We start from the raw sequence: 20,023 nt of genomic DNA on the forward strand, positions 1-20,023 counted from the left end.
GCTACCGAACATTTGATGGCCGGTGATCTCTCGTCAAAGCCAACGAAACATGGGGGAGATGATGCGTGATGTGCAGCGCCACAGCTGTGGCGAAAAAGGAGCCCTTTAGGTCAAGGCGGCGTTCTATGGAGTACAATGGCGTAAGGACCTTTCACGTCGCAGCCACAACCCTAAGGTGCAGCACGCACTGAACGGAAAGAACATGAAAATCGGATATGTAAGGGTCTCGACAGAGGAACAGCGGGTAGATCTCCAGAAGCTCGCGCTCAAGCGTGCTGGATGTGGGAAGATCTTCTGTGATCACGGGGTGTCAGGCAGCACGTTCAAACGCCCAGGTCTATCCCGCGCCCTAGAAAGCCTTGAACCAGGCGACACTCTCGTTGTCTGGAGGCTCGACCGTCTCGGTCGCTCGCTTATAGGCCTAGTTCAACTTATTGATTCGTTAGGAAAAAATGATATTGATTTTGCATCTCTTACGGAAGCAATCGACACGTCGAGCTCGGGCGGGCGGCTTGTGTTCCACATGATGGCGGCACTTTCGGAGTTCGAGCGGACTCTGATCAGCGAACGCACGCGAGCGGGGATGGAAGCTGCAAGAGCCAAAGGCCAGCGGATCGGCCGACCTCCAGCGCTCTCCGGATCAGAGATCGAGGCTGCTCGACAGGCCATCTTCATTGACGGAGAAGATGTCTCAGAGGTTGCGTCGCGTTACAAGGTCACCGTTCGGACACTAAGGCAGTCGATGCGCCGCACCGCCGCATGAGAGTAGCTGTCGTTCGCAACAACCTGCCCGGAAAGGCCGTGAGCACCCCCGCCAGAGCGACCCTGTACAGCAGATTCGCACGTTTGATATTGCCACGGTCTTCCTTATGTTACATTCTATTCTTGGCTTTGATGTGACTGCACCGCGCAGCGTATAGTTGCAGGAGCGCATGTTATATTAACATTTGAATACCCCCCGAATCCTCCCAAAACACAATCTCGCAGTTCAGAAATCGATCTGAAATCGATCCAGTGTTTCCTCGTAGTATCAGGCCACAGTAGCTTCGCTGCTGCGGGCCGATACCTCGGTGAAACTGCGTCTGCCATCAGCAGGAAGATTCGCCGACTTGAGGACAGTATAGGCGTTTCGCTGTTTGAGCGTCATTCTGGTGGAGTACGACTGACCCCCGCAGGGCGAAGGTTCAACGTCAGTGCCAGTCAGGGCATCAGCTTTCTGGACATAGGCATTCGGACGGCTATCCAGGAAGGCAGAGGAGAATCCGGGGGAGCTGCGGTTGGAGTAGTGACCACACTTGCGGGTGGCATTCTTCGAAGCCTTTTCGAGTCATTCAAGCAGAAACATCCGACACTTGCACTTCGCATTCAAAGCGGGAGCCGCGAAGAGCAGATTGAAGCATTGCGAAACAATGCAATCGATATTTTGTTTCTGCCCGGACAGGATGCGGGGGAAGGTTTTGATGCGCAATTGGTTGGCCATGAGCGCATACACGTTGCACTCGCCAAAGACCATCCGCTATCCAGGCACCCGGAACTCACGTGGGATATAATTCGTGGGGAAACTTTTCTTCTCCCGCGCAGCGGTGCCGGACCTGAGGTTCACGGGTATATCATGAGGCGCGTTTCAGAATTCTCTACGCGTCCCAACGTGACGTTTCAGGACCTTCCGCTGGATGAAGTAATGCACCTTGTTGCAATGAACGAAGGGATTTCCATCATCACGGAAGGCTGGACACATATTCAAGCGCCAAACCTCGAGTTTCGACCGTTAAATCAGCCGTCGGAGATCCTTCCCCTCTTCGCCGTTTGGTCATCGAAACGTGACAATCCAGTGCTACGAAGATTTGTCAGTCATCTGCGATCATTCTCAAAATCGAACATCACGCCGATCACATGATATGGCGAACCTATCTGCCACTCTCGCCATCACTATGACCCTGCGCGACTTGTGATCTTTTTCTTGCCTTTGAAAATCCGCGATCCGTTGCAATAAAACGTTCAAGCATCGGAACGATAAGCCTTGTCGGATCGGAAATCCCTGTCCCTGTTTCCCGAGCGAGGGCCGCCGCATACGCAGTTAGATCACGGTGTAATCCTGCTGGGATTTCCACCGTGACCTTCAAAGGCTTGTCTTCAAAAATGGCCCCGAGCCTCAACTTTGTCATATCAGCCTCCATATGGTTCCAGAACGAGATCCCGTGTGACCATGATCCGCACCGGGAACCCTGACCGGATCGTCAGCGTGGGCTCGACCTGCAGCTGCCGCTCGACGATCCTCTGACCGACCTGGTTAATTGTTTCCTGCGCTCCGTCACGAAGCGCGCGGGCGAGCAGGTCTTCCTCATCGGCCGCGAGTTCCGCCCCGACGGCCAGGAGGGTAGCCAGGCCGGCCGCTTTCATCACCTCGCCCCAGTGATGATCGACACCATCCTCAAGACCTGCGTACCCCGCAGCGTCTGCACCGGGTAGCCGCTCCAGTACAATGGAACGGCCATTGGGGAAGATCATCCTGGTCCAGACAAGGAGCACTCGGCGTTGTCCGAACTCGATCCGGTCATCATACTCTCCGATCACGCGTGTGCCCTGCGGGATCAGCAGCAGAGCCCCTGTCGGACTGTCATAGACGTTCTGGGTCACCTGGGCGGTGATCTGCCCCGGCAAGTCAGAGCGAATGCCGGTAATCAACGCTGCTGGTATGACCGAGCCAGCCTGAAGCAGATAGGGTGAGGCCGGGGCAGTGATCCGATCAGGCGCGACCGTCATCCGATCCGGCCCGGCATTCAGAAAAGCCTGCCCCGGATTTTCCGGTCCCGCGCCCCCTGCCCCGTCAACCGGACCTGGCAGACCTCCGTGCGCAAAGCTGATTGCTGATCCGCCAGAAACAGGACGCGTCTGGAAGAAGATCTGACTGGTGCGGGCGGCCTCCAATTCGGCAAGTCGGCGCATCTCCTCCGGGTCAGGCGTCACGGCCATGGGCACCGGCGTAAGCGGAACAGACCTGCCCTCTTGCTGCGCCTGCAGGATCGGACCACCAAGATCGCCCGGCAATGGCGGGCCAAGGAGCGGCACATCACCATAGCTGCCAGGGAGACCCTGAAGACCTTCTGCCGTCGTGCGACGATCAGTCGAGACCAGTTCCTCCCCTGCGCCACCTTTCTCCCGACCTTGCAGCGCATAGATAAGCGCGCCCCCGATCCCGACGCCCGCGATCATGCCAAGGGTCATCAGGGCCTTGCGCGATATCCGGGTGACACGCGGCGCCTCTGCGCGCAGCCGCATAGCAGCAGGAGCCGCAACCGGGCCGGTGTCTTGCGGCTCGTCAGCACTCATGTCCTGCTCTCCCCTGTGGTCCCCGCCACAGCCTCGCGCAGCCCCTCGGTCCGAAGGATCCGAACGGTCTGCTGGCGCTCGCCACTTCCCAGCCGGAGCTCCGCGGCGCCGAACAGCCGATCAACAATCAGGACGTTGCGATGGACGCGGCTGTTGACGATCTCGGGCTCTCCTTCGGCGTTCAGCACGAAGAGTGGCGGCATCTCGCCCTGGATGATCCCGCGCGGGAAGACAACATAGACCCTGCGGCCATCGTCAAAGACCGAGACCGGACGCCATGGCGGTGTGTCTCCTTGCAGTCCATAGCGATAATTGCGTGCTGTCTCTGCGGGGATAATCGGTGCAGCGGGGGCGGTTACGCGGTTGCCAGGCGGCGGAGCGGGATAGGACCAGGCAATGGCCGGCATCCAGGTCGTCTCGCTGGCGCGCAACTCGATGAGATAGGTCCGCCGATCCGTGGTGATGACCAGATTGGTGGTGATATCCGGGCGCGTGGGTTTCACCAACACATTGACACGCCGGGTTGGGCCCGTGCCACTCTCGGTGTCGCCAATGACCCAACGTGCCGTGTCGCCGGCAGCGATAGGCCCCGCACCGGTAAGGCTCTCCCCGGGTTCCAGCGCAATCGTGGTGATCTGACCGGGCGCGGCATAGACTTGATAGAGCGCCCCCTCGGACCAGGGGTAGACCTGGATCGCGTTGAAATATCCTTCACGGCGTGGCTCGACCCGGGCCGCGACATTGGCGTTGGTCACCCTGCCCTCGGCGGTTCCCGAGGCGACCCCTCCCCGGCTTGGGGTCCAGCCCGGCGGTATGTGCACAGGCCGTGGAGCCGTCTCGCCTGTGGCAACCCGCACCACCGGCAAAGGCGGAACAGCGTCATCATAGGTGATCTCGGGGATGTCGTTACGGGCACAGGCTGCGAGCAGGATTGCCGGAAGGAGAAGGGCACTGCCCCGGTGGCGCTGTCTCAGAACGTCCGGGAAAAGACGAAGGGTCATTGGCTCATCTCCCGCGACCAGTTTATGGAATTGATGTAAATGCCAAGGGGGTTGGCCCGCAGCCGCTCGGCATCCCTCGGCTGCTGGACGGCAATGCCAAGGATGGCGGTCCAACGCTCAGACCTCGCCAGATGGCCTCCTTCATAGTGGCGCTCGGTCCAGGCGATGCGGAAGCTGTCGGGTGAAGCACGGATAACCGATGAGACCTCGATCGAGATCTGCTGCTGGCCGACCCTCGTGAACGGATCGTTGTCGCGGGCATAGTCGTTCAGCGAAATCGCACCGCGATCAGTCGTGAAGTCATAGGCCCTGAGCCAGTTCTGGCGCAGGATGATCGGATCACTCGGTAAACCGCGCACCTGCTCGACGAAGCGGGCCAAGTGGAAAGCAATTTGCGGATCCGTCGGCTGGTAGCCTGCAACGGCAGGTTCAACCGCACGCGCCTCGCCATGCCTGTCGATTTCCACGACCCATGGCGTGATCGTACCACGCGCCGATTGCCAGACCAGGGCGGCAGCAAAGCCTGCGGATAACAGCAGGCCGCCAAAGGCCATAAAGCGCCAGTTCCGCGCCTGGACCCGGGCGGAGCCGATACGCTCATCCCAGACCTGCGCCGCTTTCTGATAGGGGGTCTCCGGCTGTGGGGTCTTGCCGTAATGCGATGCCGGCCGCCTGAATATGCTCATGTCTATCTGTCCTCCAGTTTCACGGAAGCGCCACCACCATGGTTGTCACCCGCACGCAGGGCTTGGGCCGCGATCTGCGTTCCCCGGCCCAGTGACTGGCTCCGGCGTATGCTTTGCACCCAGGCCGGGGCCGCGTCGGATGTGCCGCCGCCGGGGCCGGCCCCCAGGCTGCCCTGGGTGGTCGTGCCTCCCGTTCCGGTGAATGCGGCCTTGACGCCTGCGGTATGGCTTTGCGCAACGCTCGCACCTGCCCGGCGCAGCGGCGATGCCAGCGCCTGCCCTGCGGCCTTGCCAATCCCGGCGGCACCGGATGCGACAGCCGACATGCCCGATTGTCCGGCGGAGTTAAGAGAGTAGGCCCCGGAGGCAGCCCCCGTAACCGACGCAGCTCCGCGCACCGCCGCGCCCGCACCGCGTGATGCCATCATCGCGCCACCACCTGCGGCCAGTGCGGCGCCACCAACAGCAAGCCCAGTCCCGACGGCGGCGCCTGCGCCAAGCTGCGGCCCGCCGGAAACGAGACCCGAGGCGATGCCGGGGCCAAAGATGCCGAGACCGAGGAGCGAAAGTGCCGCAAGCACGATCGCCATGGCGTCATCAATGGTCGGGGTTGCGCCCCCAAAACCCGCGGTGAACTGGCCGAAGAGCGACGACCCGATGCCGATGATCACGGCCAGAACCAGCACCTTGATGCCGGAGGAGATGACATTGCCGAGCACCCGCTCAGCCATGAAGGCAGTCTTGCCGAATAATCCGAAGGGGATCAGCACGAAACCCGCCAGCGTGGTGAGCTTGAACTCAATCAGGGTGACAAAGAGCTGCACCGCAAGGATGAAGAAGGCCAGAAGGACCAATACCCAGGCAAACATCAGGCAGGCGATCTGAATGAAGTTCTCGAAGAAAGCGACAAAGCCCATCAGGTCGGAGATCGCCTCGAGGAGTGGGCGGCCGGCATCAAGGCCCGTCTGCGCAACACGCCCGGGCCGCAGAAGGTCGGCGGGCGAAAAACTCGTGCCGGAGGCCATCAGCCCGAGACCGGCGAAACTGTCGAAGACGATCTGCGCCAGATTGTTCCAGTTCGAGATCAGATAAGCAAAGACACCGACGAAGAGCGTCTTCTTCACCAGACGCGCGAGGACATCATCATCGGCGCCCCACGCCCAGAACAGAGCTGCCAGGGTGACATCGATGACGATCAGCGTGGTCGCGATGAAGGCGACTTCGCCACCGAGCAGTCCGAAGCCGGAGTCGATATAGGAGGTGAAGATGCCAAGGAAGTTGTCGATAACGCCGGTGCCGCCCATGGCTCATTGCCCTTCAAGACTGGCCGGGTTCGCCGATGCGCTGCCGCGCCCGAGAAAACGATCACGCGTCTCAGCCCAGACAGCGAGACAGCCGGGATCGGTGGCAGCTACATCACCAAGCCGCTGGCAGCGCCTTTGTTCTTCACGCAGCGGATCCGCGAGGGATTGCCGGGATGGGGAGAGAGATGCCGGCGCAGACTCGTCATCGCGCAACATCCCCACCACCGTGGCGGTGATTGCCAATGCGACGAATATGATGGCTGCGATCCGTGCGAGCAGCTTTTCTTCCATCCCGGCGCTCCGCTGGCTCAGTTGAACATGCGGGCGGTGCCGGGCTGATAGCCCGCGCCGGGAGCCAGAAAGCGTTCCCTCTGGATCCGCCCCTGTTCAGCCGCCGTTGCGCGTTCGGCCTCACCGAGCATCTCTGCGCGACCGTTGGCCGAGACGACCGCAATCAGATCAGAGAGTTGCTGCGACTGGAGGGCGAGAAGCTGGTTACCTGCCTGTGTCGCCTGCAGCGCCCCCGTCGCCCCCTGGCTCTCACCGACCAGTGCCGACATCTCCGCACGGTTGCTGTCGATATTGCCGACGACACCTGCCTGCACCCGCATGGCGTCATGCAGACCGCCGACGGTATTCTCCCAGCGACTGCGGGCATCGGCGATCAGGGCGGCATCGGGTGCTGTCGCCTGCAAGGCACCATAGTCTTGCTGGAACATCGCATCGATCTGCTGGACATCAAAGGCGATGCTCTGCGCCTGCCCCAGCAGAGCCTGGGTCCGTTGCACATTGGCCTGCAATTGCTGAAGCGAGGAATAGGGCAGGCTTGCCAGATTGCGAGCCTGATTGATCAGCATCTGGGCCTCGTTCTGAAGCTGAGTGATCTGATTGTTGATCTGCTCCAGCGTACGGGCCGCCGTCAGCAGGTTTTCGGCATGGTTGGTCGGATCATAGACGATCCTGCCAAGTCCCCCCAAGAAGGCATGGGCCGGAGACACAACCGGCGGCGCGACGGTCAGAGGGACCGCCAGCGCGAGTGCCAGCGCGGTGCCTACGAGATAGCGGGGCATTGCAAAGGGTTTCATGGGATCATCTCCTCTTGGCTGGTCAGGTTTTCAGGGGGAACATCGTCTGCAAACCTTGTGTCGAAGGCCTTGGGCTCAACGGCAGCACTCTGCCCTTCCCCCTCGGCCTCAGGCACAAGGTTGGTCAGGTTCGGGATCAGATCAGCGGCCCATTCGACGCCACGTGCCCGCAGCCATGCCGCAAGAAAGCCGTCACGTCCGTGCTCGGCGAGGATATCCGCGATCAGGCTCTGATCGGTTTTGGAAGAGGCGGCGCAGAGCGCGAGGCCGACCTCGCTGAGACCGAGTTCGAAGAGGCGGTTGCCGCGGCGGGACTGGCAGTAGTAGTCGCGCTTCGGCGTGGCGCGGGCGAGGATCCCGATCTGGCGGTCGTTCAGCCCGAAGCGGCGATAGATCGCGGTGATCTGTGGCTCGATCGCCCGCTCGTTGGGCAGAAGAAGCCGGGTCGGGCAGGATTCGATGATCGCCGGTGCAATGGCGGAATTGTCGATATCCGAGAGCGATTGCGTGGCGAAGATCACCGAAGCGTTCTTCTTTCTCAGCGTCTTCAGCCATTCGCGGAGCTGGCCCGCAAATCCCTCGTCGTCCAGCGCCAGCCAACCCTCGTCGATGATCAGCAGCGTCGGGCGGCCATCGAGCCGGTCGCCGATATGGTGGAACAGATAGGACAGCACGGCGGGTGCAGCGCCGGTGCCGACCATCCCCTCGATCTCGAAAGCCTGCACCGAGGCACTTCCCAAATGTTCGGCCTCGGCATCCAGAAGCCGGCCGTAAGCTCCGCCTATGCAGTAAGGCCGCAGCGCCTGCTTCAGATCGTTGGACTGCAGCAGCACCGAGAGACCGGTGATGGTCCGTTCCCCTACCGGCGCCGAGGCTAGAGAGGTCAGGGCCGTCCAGAGATATTCCCGGACCTCGGGGGTGATCGCGATGCTCTCGCGGGCGAGGATCGCCGCAATCCAGTCGGCAGCCCAGGCCCGCTCGGAGGCCTGATGAATCCGGGCCAGCGGTTGCAGCGCGACCGTGGTCTCGTCGCCTTCGGTCAGGCCACCACCGAGATCATGCCAGTCACCGCCCATGGCAAGGGCCGAGGTCCGGATCGAGCCACCGAAATCGAAGGCGAAGATCTGGCTCCGCGCATAGCGGCGGAACTGCAGCGCCATCAGCGCGAGCAGCACGGATTTGCCCGCGCCGGTCGGGCCGACCACCAGCGTATGGCCGACATCTCCGACATGAAGAGAGAAGCGGAACGGGGTGGAACCTTCCGTGCGGCCATAAAGAAGCGGAGGCCCTTTGAAGTGTTCGTCCCGTTCCGCACCCGCCCATACGGCACTGGAGGGAACCATATGCGCGAGGTTGAGCGTCGAGACCGGGGGTTGGCGGACATTGGCGTAGGCGTGCCCAGGCAGAGACCCAAGCCAGGCATCGACAGCATTCACGCCCTCGATCATCGCGGTGAAGTCGCGGCCCTGGATCACCTTCTCGATCAGGCGGAGCTTCTCGTCGGCAAGACGTGGGTCATGGTCCCATACGGTGATCGTCGCGGTGACCCAGGCCATGCCCGCAACGTCGGCCCCGAGTTCCTGTAGCGCCATATCGGCGTCCAGCGCCTTGTTGGCGGCATCGGTGTCGACCAGGGCGGATTGTTCGTTGGTCATCACCTCCTTCAGGATGGCGGCGATGGACTTCCGCTTGGCGAACCACTGGCGGCGGATCTTCGTCACCATCTTCGTCGCATCGACCTTGTCCATCAGGATGGCGCGGGTCGACCAGCGATAAGGAAAGGCGAGGCGGTTCAGATCGTCGAGGATCCCCGGCGTGGTGACGGTCGGAAAGCCGGTCACCGTCAGCACCCTCAGATGGGCTGGGCCGAGGCGCGGCTCCAGCCCGCCCGCCAGCGGCTGATCAGCCAGCAGGGCGTCGAGATACACCGGCACTTCCGGCACCCGCACCCGATGCCGGTTGGTCGAGATGGTGGAATGCAGATAGGTGAGCGTCCCTGCGTCATCGAGCCAGCGGCATTCCGGCATGAAGCCGTCCATCAGCGCCAGCACCCGGTCGGTGCGGTCGTTGAAGGCGCGCAGCATCTCATGCGGGTTCACGCCCGAGGTCTCGCGGCCCTCATAGAGCCAGCTCTCGGCGCGCGCGGCCTCCTCTAGCGGGGGTAGCCAGAGGAAGGTCAGGAAATATCCCGATACGAAATGGCTCCCCTCTTCCTCGAAGTCTGCCCGCCGCTCGGCCTCGACCAGCGCCGATGCCGCATCCGGGAACCGGCTTGTGGGATAGGTGGAGGCCTCGGACCGTTGGGCTTCGACGAAGATCGCCCAGCCTGACCCGAGGCGGCGAAAGGCGTTGTTCAGCCGCCCGGCCACGGCGACCAGTTCGGCGGCCACGGCGGAGTCCAGATCCGGTCCTCGGAACTTTGCCGTGCGCTGGAAGCTGCCATCCTTGTTCAGCACCACACCCGGCGCGATCAGCGCGGCCCAGGGCAGATAGTCGGACAACTGCGCGGCATGGCGGCGATACTCGGCGAGGTTCATCATCGGGGAAAGCCTCCGGTCAGACCATGAGATGTCCGGGCAGGCGCAGATGCCTGCGCCCGACCTCGGCAAAGAGCGGATCGCGTTTGGCAGCCTGGACCGCGGCCATATGGCCGACGGCCCAGATCAGCAGGCCGCCCAGCCAGAGCTGCAGACCGAGGCCGACGGCCCCGGCCAGCGTACCGTTCAGAATGGCGATGGAGCGCGGTGCGCCGCCGAGCAGGATCTGCTCGGTCAGCGCCCGGTGGACCGGAACGGAATATCCCGGCACGGCGTCGGGTTGCTCCAACTGGCCTGACATCAGATCAGCGCCCCGCCACCGAAGCTGAAGAAGCTCAGGAAGAAGCTCGACGCCGCGAAGGCGATGGAGATGCCGAAGACGATCTGGATCAGCCGCCGGAAACCGCCGCCGGTATCTCCGAAGGCCAGCGTCAACCCGGTGACGATGATGATGATCACCGCGACGATCTTGGCGACCGGGCCTTCGACCGATTGCAGGATCGACTGCAGCGGCGCTTCCCAGGGCATGGAAGAGCCGGCCGCATGGGCGGCGGGGGCCAGCAGAAGGCTGACATAGCCGAAGGTCGCGGCGCTGGCGATGTGGCGGCGGATAGTGACGGCATGACGGATCATGCGGGATCTCCCTGTTCTGGGCTGGAGGTTGCGGGTGGAAAGTCGATCGGGACGACCCGGTAATCGCCGTCCGGACCCAGGCCCTCGACGCGGGCGAGTTCGACAAGGCGGCGGTTGCTGCCGCGTCCGGCAAGGACGGCGACCAGATCGATGGTCTCGGCGATCAGAGCGCGCGGCACGGTGACCACGGCCTCCTGGATCAGCTGTTCGAGGCGTCGCAGGGCGCCGATACCCGATCCGGCATGGATGGTGCCGATACCGCCGGGATGGCCGGTGCCCCACGCTTTGAGGAGGTCCAGCGCTTCAGCGCCGCGCACCTCGCCGATGGGAATGCGGTCGGGGCGCAGGCGCAGCGACGAGCGAACCAGGTCCGAGAGCGTAGCGACGCCGTCCTTCGTGCGCATGGCCACGAGGTTCGGGGCCGCACATTGCAGCTCGCGGGTGTCTTCGATGATGATGACCCGGTCAGAGGTCTTCGCGACCTCGGCCAGCAGCGCATTGGTCAGGGTGGTCTTGCCGGTTGAGGTACCGCCTGCGACGAGGATATTGGCGCGGGTGGCGACGCCCAGACGCAGCGCCTCGGCCTGCACCCGGGTCATGATCCCGGCAGTGACGTAATCGTCGAGCGTGAAGACCGCGACGGCAGGCTTGCGGATCGCGAATGAGGCGGCCGTCACCACCGGCGGCAGCAGGCCCTCGAACCGCTCTCCGCTCTCGGGCAGTTCGGCCGAAACGCGCGGGTTCCTGGCATGGACTTCGGCACCGACATGATGCGCGACCAGCCGGACGATACGCTCGCCGTCCTCAGGCGACAGGTGCTCGCCGGTATCCGAGAGGCCCTCCGAGAGCCGGTCCACCCAGATCCGCCCATCCGGGTTCAGCATCACCTCGATGACGCCAGGATCCTGCAAATACGCGGAAATGGCAGGCCCGAGCGCGCTCCGGAGCATCCGCGCGCCCCTCTGCCTGCTTGCCTCAATGCTGCCTGAGCCTGCCATCCCGTCCCCGTTCAACCGGGACAACTCGTGACAACACACCCCGGATGGGGATGACTAAGAGAAGGGCGAAAGGTGGCTGCGCAACAGTGTTTACGGCGTAGTAGGGCTCTGGGGTAGAAAGACAGGCCGTGGCGTAAGCAACAATGAAGAGCCGCAAGAATGCCGATGCGGCATCGGCTTTGCCTGGTCCAGTGACACTTGAGCAACCGCCGCGGACCAGAAACGATATCGATTAGGATATTCTCCCACAATCATGATACCCCTTGAAGCATCAAGCCTTGCAGCGAACCGCATAGCGGTATACCCTTAAAGACATCAAACCAACAGTTAGATACCTGAATGAGTATCGAATGGACTATGCAGTCGAACAAATCGCCCGCCAGATCCAGGCCGCGCGGCAGGGCAAAGGCCTCAGCCAACGAGATCTGAGCGCCCTCTCGGGAATTTCCCAAGGGCGGATTTCGCGTATCGAAGCCGGTGACCTGGACCTGCGCCTGTCCAGTCTGACAGCTCTGGCCTCTGCTCTTGATCTTGAACTGGTATTGGCGCCGCGCAAAGCCATGCCAGCCATCCGCTCTCTGAGCGCCTCAGCCTTGCGGCAGAGCGGTGGCGATCTTGTTGATATCCGGCGTGCATTCGAGCAGCTTTCAGAGACCCTGCGCGGGCTGCAAATCCGGGAACCCGAATTGATGGGGCTGGAAGAGTTGCGCCGCGGGCTGAGTGACCTGCAACGACTTCCGGACAGTTCGATGGAAGTCTCTGAACTCCGCAAACTGCGCGCGCTGATCGAGCAAATTGGCGATCCGGCCCGTGCGAGACGCGCCCTCCCCCACAGCCTGGATCTGATGCGCGAGATCAGAAACCGAGAAACCCATGGACGACCGGGCGAAGATGCATCCCGGGAACCCCGGCCAGCATGGTCACTGGACGAGACCGATGACTGATCTGTCCATACTTGACGTCCGCCTGCACGGACGCAGCATCGGCACGATGACCTATATCGGTGGCGAACGGTCCCTGTTCGCCTTTTCCGGCGCCTATATCGCGGACCCGGCGCGCCCGACCCTCGGGCTGCGCTTCAAGGACAGGTTTGGAGATCTGATCACCGAGTTTCGTCCCTACAAGATGAAACTCATGCCCTTCTTCTCCAACCTGCTGCCGGAGGGGCATCTGCGGCGCTATCTGGCGGAAAAAGCTCGCATTCACAGCGATCGCGAGTTCCTGCTCCTGCAGGCCCTCGGCAAGGACCTCCCCGGAGCGCTGACCGTCGAGGCCGTGGATGGCGCACTCTGGCCGCCGCAATATGATCCGGACAGTATCGAGGACGGTAGAGCCGCCCGCGATGCAGCACAGAATGCGCTGCGCTTTTCTCTGGCGGGCGTCCAGTTGAAATTCTCGGCGGTGGCAGATGGCACGGGCCGCCTGACGGTGCCTGCCCGTGGCGTCGGCGGTGACTGGATCGTCAAACTGCCATCTCGTGAGTTCCCCGGGGTGCCGGAGAACGAGTTCTCGATGATGACGCTCGCGAGGATGGTCGGCATTGATACCCCGGCTATCGATCTTGTGGATGTCGGGGCGATCTCGAACCTCCCCCCGGGCATGGAAAAGATCGGACCGAAGGCCTTCATCATCGAGCGCTTTGACCGCAGGCGCGACGGGTCTTCAGTGCAGATCGAGGATTTCGCCCAGGTTTTCGACGTCTATCCCGACGACAAGTACAGGACCGCCAGCTATCGCAACATCGCGACCGTTCTCGCAGCTGAGGCAGGTCTGGCCGACTCTATGGAGTTCATCCGACGACTGACGTTCAACACGCTGATCGGCAACGGTGACATGCACCTGAAGAACTGGTCGCTGATCTACCCGGATGACCGCAATGCCCGGCTCTCGCCCGCCTATGATCTGGTCTCGACCATCCCCTACATCCCCGGCGATCAGGCCGCACTGAACTTCAGCCGCAGCAGGGACTTTGCCGCGCTCACAACCGACGAGCTCGAGCATCTGTCGGCAAAAGCCGCCTTGCCATCCAGATCCGTGCTGAACACGGCTCGGGAAACGGTTGCCCTGTTCATGGAGCGCTGGTCAGCCGAAAAGCTTCATCTGCCGATGGGATCGAAGGTCCGCAGGAGCATCGACGAGCACCTCCGCGGCCTGCCCATCATCACAGAACTTTAGACCCGACTATCGCGGTCCGGGTCGTTCATCATGGCCAGCCCTCGACAGTGGCTGCCGCTGTCAGGTGTTCTTACTGTTCCCGGGTATTGAACCAGATGTAGGCTATACCGAAGGGGGCAACGAAGACGGCGGCCCCCCAAAGAAGGACGTTCACGATCATCTTTGCCGGGTAGAGGAAGACGATCGGCAGAAACAGAACTGTTTCCCCGAGAACAAGCGATTTCAGTTGGTCCCAGACCAGTTTGGCGAACGGGAAAAGCAAAGTGCAGAGGGTGAAGTATCCCAGGACCGCCGCAGCTCGTCCAACATTGTCTGTTCTCGAGAGGAAGCCCCCGACCACAATGGCTAGAAGGATCGCGCCGATTAGATAGGCACGCAGGATGTACCTGGTGTCGACACCCGCAAAAATGCGCTTCAGGCTGTTCATGTATTTCGTCCTGTCGTGATCTTCATCCGCTGACTGGTGACAGCTTACCTGTCCAGGGCAGCGGCGTTTTCCTCTATGCGGTCGAGCGTGTGTACCCGGAACGCCTTGAGCGAGTCGGAGAACTCCTTGAAGTAGCCAAATGCGCCCCATGAAACGATCGAGATTGGCACAATGAAGCCAATCGCGGTCGCAGTTTTCCCCACGTTCCAGCCGATACGCCGCCAGCGGCCTTCGCTGTGCTTTGTGGCATCGTCGATCATCTCTCTGAGCCAGAACATGAGCCAGCCGAAGGAAATTCCAAAAAATACAAACATGCCCAGGATAAAGATGCTCAACTCCAGCCGTTGCAGCTCCGGCTGCTGATAACTGTCCGCGAGGAGCTTCAGAAGGACTGCTGCGGCTGACGCAAAAACGATTGAAACGCCGCTGAGGCCCTTCAGCATGTTGCGCAAACCCTCGAGGGCGCGTTTGCTAACCCCGGCCTGCTTTTCCGCAAGCGATTGATCGCAATCACTCATTCCCGCCCTCCAAACTCGTGCATGAACATGGTCTGCTATCGGGCGCGCGAGCTGAGATAAAGGCAAAATCGGTAGATCAGCCCTGCCGCGACGGCACAGGGCTGTGCGCCTCAGGCACTGCGACCGCCTCCAAAGAGGCTGCACCGCACATGGTTCCCCGTTTCCGGCCTGCGCGCTTCCGGCACCACAGCGAACCAGATCGATCACCCACCTGCCATATCTTCCCCATCCTGAGCTTCATCCCCGGCCCCATCTGCCGCAGCGATGTCGTCTGCGATCTCCTGGCGCAGCAAGGGCCCTCGTGCCAGCCGCCGGCCGAGTGCCGTGACGAAGGTATCATAGCGCTCGCCGGCTTTTGCTCTCGCTGCAGCGGCATCCGGCTCGGGCAAGGTGGGCGTCGCGCCCAACCAGAAACGGATGAAGATCGCGAGAGATTCCACAGAGATCCCGAGGTCGCGCTCCAATCGGCCGAGTCGGCGGTCCAGTTGATCAAGGCGCTTGGCGATAGCCGCCTCACGCCTGTCAGCCGCATCCGGTGACAGGAACGATGCAACCGCAGCTTCGGTGATCATGGACTGCGACAAGCCACGCCGGGCGGCATAGTCTGACAACATCGCCATCACATCAGGTGCGAGATAGACAGAAATCTGCGTCTTCTTTGTGCGAAGGGCCATGGTCAAAGATCCATGTTGTCATTGGGATCCATGGCGACCTGACGTGCAACCCCACGCATCACCCTGACCAGGCGGCGGTTCTGCGCGGCTTCATCATCGGTCTCATCCGCCAGTTCAGGCTCGAACTCGTTGATCGCGGGCTTGGGCTTCCGGTCGGGTTGCGCCCGGTTCAGCTCCGGCTGATAGCGACGCTCAGAGTCGGTAGGGTCCTCCCTGTCAGATCGGTCCTGCGCCCGACCGGCGTCGATCACAGGCCGCGCAGGCAATGGCAAGGCCGTCCAGTCATCAGGTCGCGCAGCATCTGGTGGCTTCGGCGCAGGGGCCGGGAGCAGGCGTTCGGTCAGCCTGGGGTCTTCATAGTAGCGGGCCTTCTTTGCCCGGATGGGCGGAATACCGGCGACCATGACAATTTCCTCCGAGGGCGGAAGCTGCATGATCTCACCCGGGGTCAGGAGCTGACGTGCGGTTTCCGACCTCGAAACCATCAGATGTCCGAGCCAGGGTGACAGCCGGTGACCGGCATAGTTCTTCATCGCCTTCATCTCGGTCGCGGTTCCAAGGGCATCGGAGACCCGTTTGGCTGTGCGCTCGTCATTCGTGGCGAAGCTCACCCGGACATGGCAATTGTCGAGGATCGAGTTGTTCGGCCCATAAGCCTTTTCGATCTGGTTGAGAGACTGGGCGATCAGGAAGCTCTTCATCCCGTAGCCAGCCATGAAGGCAAGCGCAGACTCGAAGAAATCCAGACGCCCAAGGGCCGGAAACTCATCGAGCATCAGCAGAAGCCTGTGCCGCGCACCCTTCTCCGTGAGATCCTCGGTCAGCCTGCGGCCGATCTGGTTCAGGAGCAGGCGGATCAGCGGCTTGGTGCGGTTGATGTCAGAAGGCGGCACGACCAGATAGAGCGTTACCGGATCGCGCCCGCCAACCAGGTCGGCAATGCGCCAGTCGCAGCGCCGGGTGACCTCGGCCACGACAGGATCCCGGTAGAGCCCCAGGAACGACATCGCCGTCGACAACACCCCGGAACGCTCGTTGTCGGATTTGTTGAAGAGCTCGCGCGCGGCGCTGGCGATCACCGGATGCGGACCTGCCTCGCCGAGATGGCTGGTTGCCATCATGGCCGCAAGTGTGGCCTCGATCGGTCGCGCGGGATCGGACAGGAACGCCGCAACGCCAGCGAGGGTCTTGTCCTTTTCAGCATAGAGCACATGCAGGATCGCCCCTACCAGTAGCGCGTGGCTGGTCTTTTCCCAGTGGTTGCGCTTCTCGAGACTGCCTTCGGGATCAACGAGGATATCGGCGATGTTCTGCACATCGCGAACCTCCCACTCTCCCCGTCGCACTTCCAGAAGCGGATTATAGGCCGATGATGCCGCATTGGTCGGATCGAAGATCAGCACGCGGCCGTGCTTTTGCCGAAAGCCAGCAGTCAGACCCCAGTTCTCACCCTTGATGTCATGGACGATGGCCGAGCCAGGCCAGGTCAGCAGCGTTGGCACCACCAGCCCCACCCCCTTGCCGGAGCGGGTCGGCGCAAAGCACAGTACATGCTCGGGCCCATCGTGGCGCAGATAGTCGCGGTCGTATTTGCCAAGCACCACACCGTCAGGTTCCAGGAGACCGGCGCCGCGCACTTCTGCGGCCTCTGCCCAACGGGCAGAGCCATAGGTCGCGACATTTTTCGCCTCCCGGGCCCGCCAGACGGACATGCCGATGGCGACAATGATCGCCATGAACCCGCCAGAAACCGAGATGATCCCGCCTTGCATGAAGATCGCTGGCGCATAGGCATCGTAGAAATACCACCACCAGAAGAGCGCCGGAGGATAGTAAACCGGCCAACCCATGAGCATGAGCCAGGGCGGGCCGAGCTGGGGCTGGAAACCGAGTTTCCAGGCGACATATTGCGTCCCCGCCCATGTGGTGACGAGGACGATTAGAAACACGGTGATGATCTGCCCCCAAAGGATCTTGGTCGCGGACATGGCTGCTCCTTTCAGGTGGGATCAGAGACCGAGGCCGCGTTTGCGGCCAAAACTCCAGTCGACGCTGCCATCGGAGCGCGCGAGCCCCGAAACATGGCGGCCCAGCTGGCTCTCGAGCGAAGGGGACCAGGGCACGAGCTGGAATCCGAGACCATTGTCGATCATGGCGTAACGGCCCGAGGCGAGTGCGAAACGCTGGCGATAGCTGCCGGCGACATAGTCGCCGCCGGTCACGCCACCAAAGCTCTTGCCGGTCTCCCCCATGATCTTGTCGGCCAGCCCCTCCAGGTCGCGCCGGCGCAGGGTCTCGATCAACCTTCGGGCAAAGATCACCCGGCCACCTTGCCGCTCTGCAAGCCCTTCACTGACCAGATGCTCCGCGCGCTGTTCAAGTGCTTCGCGAACCTCTGCACCAAACCCCGTATCCGCCAGCGCGCCCGGCTCCCGCGCGATCGCCTGCCGGTCGAGCCAGGTTGCGCCATCGGCAGAAACCTGGCGCGCGAGATCAAAGTCGGACCGGACCGCAAGCGCCACACGTGGCTGCCCGCGCGCATCCTCGAAGCGGCGAAGCTCAACGATGGATCCGGGCGCGCTGTCACCGGAAGCCGCGAGATCCGGCAAGCGAATATGGTGGCTGCGGCCATCGGTGCCATCGATCACGGCATAGGCGGATCCCTTCAGCTCGTCATCGAGCCCCCGGGCGACCAGCCGCCCGACCACCGCAGTCTCCAGTTGTTCGGCAGCCAGGACGTAGCTGCCAGCGGCGCGCTCGATACCAAGTCCGGTCAGCGCGCGATGCATCCGCTTGATGATGTCTCCCCGCTCGCCGAGATCGCGCATCACGGTCTCGGCACGATCGGCAATCGTCCATTGGCCGGGACCAACCTGCTCGGCGAGGCCCAGGGTCTCGAGCTTTCGCAACCGGCCCAGCTTCTGCAGTGCGAAGGCATCCGGCTGCTGCCCGGGCACCGGCGCAGTGTCGATGACGCCGGCGACCCCGGCATCGCGGACCAGTTGACGGTCCAGCTGTGTCCAGCGTTCTGCCGCGACCTGCCGGTCAAGAGAGGCCCTGATGTCATGGTCGGTCCGCGGACCGAGTTCCTGCGTGATCAGATCCCGTATCCGATCCCGCATCCCCTCCTTGATATAATCGCGCGAAATGACAAGGTTCTCGCCATCATCACGGACACCGCGCACCAGGAGATGGACGTGCGGATGCTCGGTATTCCAGTGATCAGCGGCAACCCAGTCAAGGCGCGTGCCGAGGTCCTTCTCCATCTGCCCGACCAGTTCTTCGGTGAACCCCTTCAGGTCAGACATCTCCACTGCATCATCGGGTGAGATGATGAAGCGGAAATGATGCCGATCCCCTTCACAGCGATCCGCAAAGGACTCGATGTCCTGACCCTCGACTTCGGCCCCGAAGAGCTGACCCTTCTCCCCGTGCCGGGTGACACCATCACGCGACAGATAGTCGAGATGGGCCGAGAGCGGTGCGCCACGGCCGCTCTGCCGGACGACCCTTGCCTTGATGACAGCCCCGCGAGATCTGGAGGTGATCAGCCGATTGGCCTGAATGCTGGCACGCTGGCCGCGCCCGAAGGTCGAGCGACTGCCCGGCACGATCCGACCGGATCTCGATACGCCTCCCCCGGCCTTCTGCGCTGCCGCCAGCGCCTGTGCGATGAATGGCCGCGCACTTTGCGCCCTCGTGGAGCGAATTCGCCCAGGCCGGATGCGGAATTCACGGTCATCGGCCATCACAATGCTCCGCAAGGTGCGTTTTGTGGTTATATTTCAGCGAAATACCGCAAATCCGCACATTGCGGATCGGCAAAGCAATGTGCGGGAAGCACCAAATTTCCCTGCAAAAACAACCGACCGACCGCAGCACAATGTGCGCCCCTTTATCCTGCCCTCTTACGGTCGAGCGGCTGGCCACAGCCCGCGAGACCGCCCTTCCTTGCCGGGAGCACGCAAGACTACGCCTGAATGCGATCCGGCTCATGGCGCGGGCTCCATGAGATCGCCCCCGACGAAAAGCCCGCGCACAGCTGTTTGCACTTGTGGAAAGAGGATCATTTCCGCAGCGGCAGATGATGCGGTCGAAGAGCTTTCGACCGGCGCAATTTCCGCCTCTGGCTGTGCCTCGAAGGAGGCGACAAAGAGCGATGCTTCGCGCCAGTCACGCGGTCGGGAGGCAGTACCCGTCAAGCGGTCGAGCAGGGTTTGATCGGCCAGAACCGGGGCCAGCACAGCGACATAGGCGCGGGTTTCGGCAGGCAGATCACTGCCGGCGAGGTGCTCCTCATAGCGCCCTGGCCCGGCGTTATAGGCTGCAAGCATCGCGCCGGAATTTCCGAAACGGTCGAACATCTCGCGCAGATAGGCGGTGCCTGCGAGTATGTTGTCGCGCGGCGCGAATGGGTCATCGCCAAGGCCGTGACGGATGCGAAGCTCTGCCCAGGTGCCGGGCATGACCTGCATCAGCCCCATCGCACCAGCCTGCGAGATGGCATCCGCACGGCCACCACTTTCGACCCGCATGACAGCACGAATCCAGTGTTCCGGAATGCCGAAACGCTGCGCGGCGATGCTGATATGCTCCGCGTACGGATCGCGCGCCATGACCTCGGCAGACGGCGCTTCCTCTGCACCAACCGGAAG

General features: G+C 62.3%; 21 protein-coding genes. 4 read left to right on the forward strand and 17 right to left on the reverse strand.

Annotated features, from left to right (window positions below):
• Positions 1-202 precede the first annotated feature (202 nt).
• A complete protein-coding gene (locus HOY34_RS19940) occupies positions 203-763 on the forward strand; it encodes a recombinase family protein (RefSeq protein ID WP_172366138.1) in 561 nt (186 codons plus the stop codon).
• A 246-nt stretch (positions 764-1,009) separates the two neighbouring features.
• On the forward strand, positions 1,010-1,897 hold the full coding sequence (locus HOY34_RS19950; protein WP_366926992.1) for a LysR family transcriptional regulator: 888 nt from the start codon (positions 1,010-1,012) through the stop codon (positions 1,895-1,897).
• A gap of 10 nt (positions 1,898-1,907) precedes the next feature.
• Here HOY34_RS19950 and HOY34_RS19955 read toward each other — a convergent pair whose 3' ends face one another.
• The 11 genes from HOY34_RS19955 to trbB are packed head-to-tail and all read right to left on the reverse strand — an operon-like array spanning position 1,908 to position 11,526.
• Positions 1,908-2,165: a DUF2274 domain-containing protein gene (locus tag HOY34_RS19955; RefSeq protein ID WP_172366142.1), complete on the reverse strand. Its 258-nt coding sequence runs from the start codon at positions 2,163-2,165 to the stop codon at positions 1,908-1,910.
• A gap of 1 nt (position 2,166) precedes the next feature.
• Entirely contained in the window at positions 2,167-3,279 is a 1,113-nt protein-coding gene (locus HOY34_RS19960) for a TraB/TrbI/VirB10 family type IV secretion system protein (RefSeq protein ID WP_172366144.1), read from the reverse strand.
• Between the two features lie 47 nt (positions 3,280-3,326).
• Positions 3,327-4,331: a P-type conjugative transfer protein TrbG gene (gene trbG / locus HOY34_RS19965; RefSeq protein ID WP_172366146.1), complete on the reverse strand. Its 1,005-nt coding sequence runs from the start codon at positions 4,329-4,331 to the stop codon at positions 3,327-3,329.
• A complete protein-coding gene (trbF, locus tag HOY34_RS19970) occupies positions 4,328-5,017 on the reverse strand; it encodes a conjugal transfer protein TrbF (RefSeq protein ID WP_172366148.1) in 690 nt (229 codons plus the stop codon). Before trbF ends, trbG begins: the two co-directional genes overlap by 4 nt.
• A gap of 2 nt (positions 5,018-5,019) precedes the next feature.
• The gene (gene trbL, locus HOY34_RS19975; protein WP_172366150.1) at positions 5,020-6,321 is read right to left on the reverse strand and encodes a P-type conjugative transfer protein TrbL; all 1,302 of its coding nucleotides are present in this window, start codon (positions 6,319-6,321) and stop codon (positions 5,020-5,022) included.
• A 3-nt stretch (positions 6,322-6,324) separates the two neighbouring features.
• The gene (gene trbK-alt, locus HOY34_RS19980; protein ID WP_172366152.1) at positions 6,325-6,612 is read right to left on the reverse strand and encodes a putative entry exclusion protein TrbK-alt; all 288 of its coding nucleotides are present in this window, start codon (positions 6,610-6,612) and stop codon (positions 6,325-6,327) included.
• Between the two features lie 17 nt (positions 6,613-6,629).
• Positions 6,630-7,406, reverse strand: a complete 777-nt coding sequence (gene trbJ / locus HOY34_RS19985; protein ID WP_253944576.1) for a P-type conjugative transfer protein TrbJ — start codon at positions 7,404-7,406, stop codon at positions 6,630-6,632.
• Positions 7,403-9,946, reverse strand: a complete 2,544-nt coding sequence (trbE, locus tag HOY34_RS19990; RefSeq protein ID WP_172366154.1) for a conjugal transfer protein TrbE — start codon at positions 9,944-9,946, stop codon at positions 7,403-7,405. The genes trbJ and trbE overlap by 4 nt, the downstream gene beginning before the upstream one ends.
• Positions 9,947-9,962: 16 nt before the next feature.
• Positions 9,963-10,244, reverse strand: coding sequence for a VirB3 family type IV secretion system protein (locus HOY34_RS19995; protein ID WP_172366156.1), 282 nt, complete (start codon positions 10,242-10,244; stop codon positions 9,963-9,965).
• Positions 10,244-10,576, reverse strand: coding sequence for a TrbC/VirB2 family type IV secretion system protein (locus tag HOY34_RS20000; RefSeq protein WP_172366158.1), 333 nt, complete (start codon positions 10,574-10,576; stop codon positions 10,244-10,246). Before HOY34_RS20000 ends, HOY34_RS19995 begins: the two co-directional genes overlap by 1 nt.
• Positions 10,573-11,526, reverse strand: coding sequence for a P-type conjugative transfer ATPase TrbB (gene trbB, locus HOY34_RS20005; RefSeq protein ID WP_253944577.1), 954 nt, complete (start codon positions 11,524-11,526; stop codon positions 10,573-10,575). The genes HOY34_RS20000 and trbB overlap by 4 nt, the downstream gene beginning before the upstream one ends.
• A 398-nt stretch (positions 11,527-11,924) precedes the next feature.
• Here trbB and HOY34_RS20010 point away from each other — a divergent pair, with 398 nt between their 5' ends.
• Positions 11,925-12,518 carry a helix-turn-helix domain-containing protein gene (locus tag HOY34_RS20010; protein WP_172366162.1) on the forward strand — a complete coding sequence of 198 codons (594 nt, stop codon included), beginning with the start codon at positions 11,925-11,927 and terminating at the stop codon, positions 12,516-12,518.
• Complete coding sequence (locus HOY34_RS20015) at positions 12,511-13,749, forward strand: type II toxin-antitoxin system HipA family toxin (RefSeq protein ID WP_172366164.1); 1,239 nt, start codon at positions 12,511-12,513, stop codon at positions 13,747-13,749. The genes HOY34_RS20010 and HOY34_RS20015 overlap by 8 nt, the downstream gene beginning before the upstream one ends.
• Positions 13,750-13,819: 70 nt before the next feature.
• Here the strand turns inward: HOY34_RS20015 and HOY34_RS20020 are convergent, their stop codons facing one another.
• From HOY34_RS20020 to HOY34_RS20045, 6 genes are all read right to left on the reverse strand, one after another.
• The gene (locus HOY34_RS20020; RefSeq protein WP_172366166.1) at positions 13,820-14,176 is read right to left on the reverse strand and encodes a hypothetical protein; all 357 of its coding nucleotides are present in this window, start codon (positions 14,174-14,176) and stop codon (positions 13,820-13,822) included.
• A gap of 44 nt (positions 14,177-14,220) precedes the next feature.
• Positions 14,221-14,694 carry a hypothetical protein gene (locus HOY34_RS20025; protein ID WP_172366168.1) on the reverse strand — a complete coding sequence of 158 codons (474 nt, stop codon included), beginning with the start codon at positions 14,692-14,694 and terminating at the stop codon, positions 14,221-14,223.
• A 203-nt stretch (positions 14,695-14,897) separates the two neighbouring features.
• Positions 14,898-15,368, reverse strand: a complete 471-nt coding sequence (locus HOY34_RS20030) for a CopG family transcriptional regulator (RefSeq protein WP_172366170.1) — start codon at positions 15,366-15,368, stop codon at positions 14,898-14,900.
• A gap of 2 nt (positions 15,369-15,370) precedes the next feature.
• Positions 15,371-17,356: a conjugal transfer protein TraG gene (locus HOY34_RS20035; RefSeq protein ID WP_172366172.1), complete on the reverse strand. Its 1,986-nt coding sequence runs from the start codon at positions 17,354-17,356 to the stop codon at positions 15,371-15,373.
• 21 nt (positions 17,357-17,377) lie between these two features.
• The gene (locus HOY34_RS20040; protein WP_172366174.1) at positions 17,378-19,117 is read right to left on the reverse strand and encodes a relaxase/mobilization nuclease domain-containing protein; all 1,740 of its coding nucleotides are present in this window, start codon (positions 19,115-19,117) and stop codon (positions 17,378-17,380) included.
• A gap of 243 nt (positions 19,118-19,360) precedes the next feature.
• The gene (locus HOY34_RS20045; protein ID WP_366926990.1) at positions 19,361-19,984 is read right to left on the reverse strand and encodes a lytic transglycosylase domain-containing protein; all 624 of its coding nucleotides are present in this window, start codon (positions 19,982-19,984) and stop codon (positions 19,361-19,363) included.
• Positions 19,985-20,023: the final 39 nt, after the last annotated feature.

Source organism: Pseudogemmobacter hezensis, assembly GCF_013155295.1.
GTDB lineage: Bacteria > Pseudomonadota > Alphaproteobacteria > Rhodobacterales > Rhodobacteraceae > Pseudogemmobacter > Pseudogemmobacter hezensis.

Excerpts from the sequence above, each read along its gene's own strand:
- HOY34_RS20020 (WP_172366166.1), bottom strand. The coding sequence starts at position 14,176 with ATGAACAGCCTGAAGCGCATTTTTGCGGGTGTCGACACCAGGTACATC.
- HOY34_RS19940 (WP_172366138.1), top strand. The coding sequence starts at position 203 with ATGAAAATCGGATATGTAAGGGTCTCGACAGAGGAACAGCGGGTAGAT.
- trbB (WP_253944577.1), bottom strand. The coding sequence starts at position 11,526 with ATGCTCCGGAGCGCGCTCGGGCCTGCCATTTCCGCGTATTTGCAGGAT.
- trbL (WP_172366150.1), bottom strand. The coding sequence starts at position 6,321 with ATGGGCGGCACCGGCGTTATCGACAACTTCCTTGGCATCTTCACCTCC.
- HOY34_RS20045 (WP_366926990.1), bottom strand. The coding sequence starts at position 19,984 with ATGGCGCGCGATCCGTACGCGGAGCATATCAGCATCGCCGCGCAGCGT.
- HOY34_RS20010 (WP_172366162.1), top strand. The coding sequence starts at position 11,925 with ATGGACTATGCAGTCGAACAAATCGCCCGCCAGATCCAGGCCGCGCGG.
- HOY34_RS20035 (WP_172366172.1), bottom strand. The coding sequence starts at position 17,356 with ATGTCCGCGACCAAGATCCTTTGGGGGCAGATCATCACCGTGTTTCTA.
- HOY34_RS19995 (WP_172366156.1), bottom strand. The coding sequence starts at position 10,244 with ATGTCAGGCCAGTTGGAGCAACCCGACGCCGTGCCGGGATATTCCGTT.
- trbK-alt (WP_172366152.1), bottom strand. The coding sequence starts at position 6,612 with ATGGAAGAAAAGCTGCTCGCACGGATCGCAGCCATCATATTCGTCGCA.
- trbF (WP_172366148.1), bottom strand. The coding sequence starts at position 5,017 with ATGAGCATATTCAGGCGGCCGGCATCGCATTACGGCAAGACCCCACAG.
- trbE (WP_172366154.1), bottom strand. The coding sequence starts at position 9,946 with ATGATGAACCTCGCCGAGTATCGCCGCCATGCCGCGCAGTTGTCCGAC.
- HOY34_RS20025 (WP_172366168.1), bottom strand. The coding sequence starts at position 14,694 with ATGAGTGATTGCGATCAATCGCTTGCGGAAAAGCAGGCCGGGGTTAGC.
- HOY34_RS20015 (WP_172366164.1), top strand. The coding sequence starts at position 12,511 with ATGACTGATCTGTCCATACTTGACGTCCGCCTGCACGGACGCAGCATC.
- trbJ (WP_253944576.1), bottom strand. The coding sequence starts at position 7,406 with ATGAAACCCTTTGCAATGCCCCGCTATCTCGTAGGCACCGCGCTGGCA.
- HOY34_RS20000 (WP_172366158.1), bottom strand. The coding sequence starts at position 10,576 with ATGATCCGTCATGCCGTCACTATCCGCCGCCACATCGCCAGCGCCGCG.
- HOY34_RS19955 (WP_172366142.1), bottom strand. The coding sequence starts at position 2,165 with ATGACAAAGTTGAGGCTCGGGGCCATTTTTGAAGACAAGCCTTTGAAG.
- trbG (WP_172366146.1), bottom strand. The coding sequence starts at position 4,331 with ATGACCCTTCGTCTTTTCCCGGACGTTCTGAGACAGCGCCACCGGGGC.
- HOY34_RS19960 (WP_172366144.1), bottom strand. The coding sequence starts at position 3,279 with ATGCGGCTGCGCGCAGAGGCGCCGCGTGTCACCCGGATATCGCGCAAG.
- HOY34_RS20040 (WP_172366174.1), bottom strand. The coding sequence starts at position 19,117 with ATGGCCGATGACCGTGAATTCCGCATCCGGCCTGGGCGAATTCGCTCC.
- HOY34_RS20030 (WP_172366170.1), bottom strand. The coding sequence starts at position 15,368 with ATGGCCCTTCGCACAAAGAAGACGCAGATTTCTGTCTATCTCGCACCT.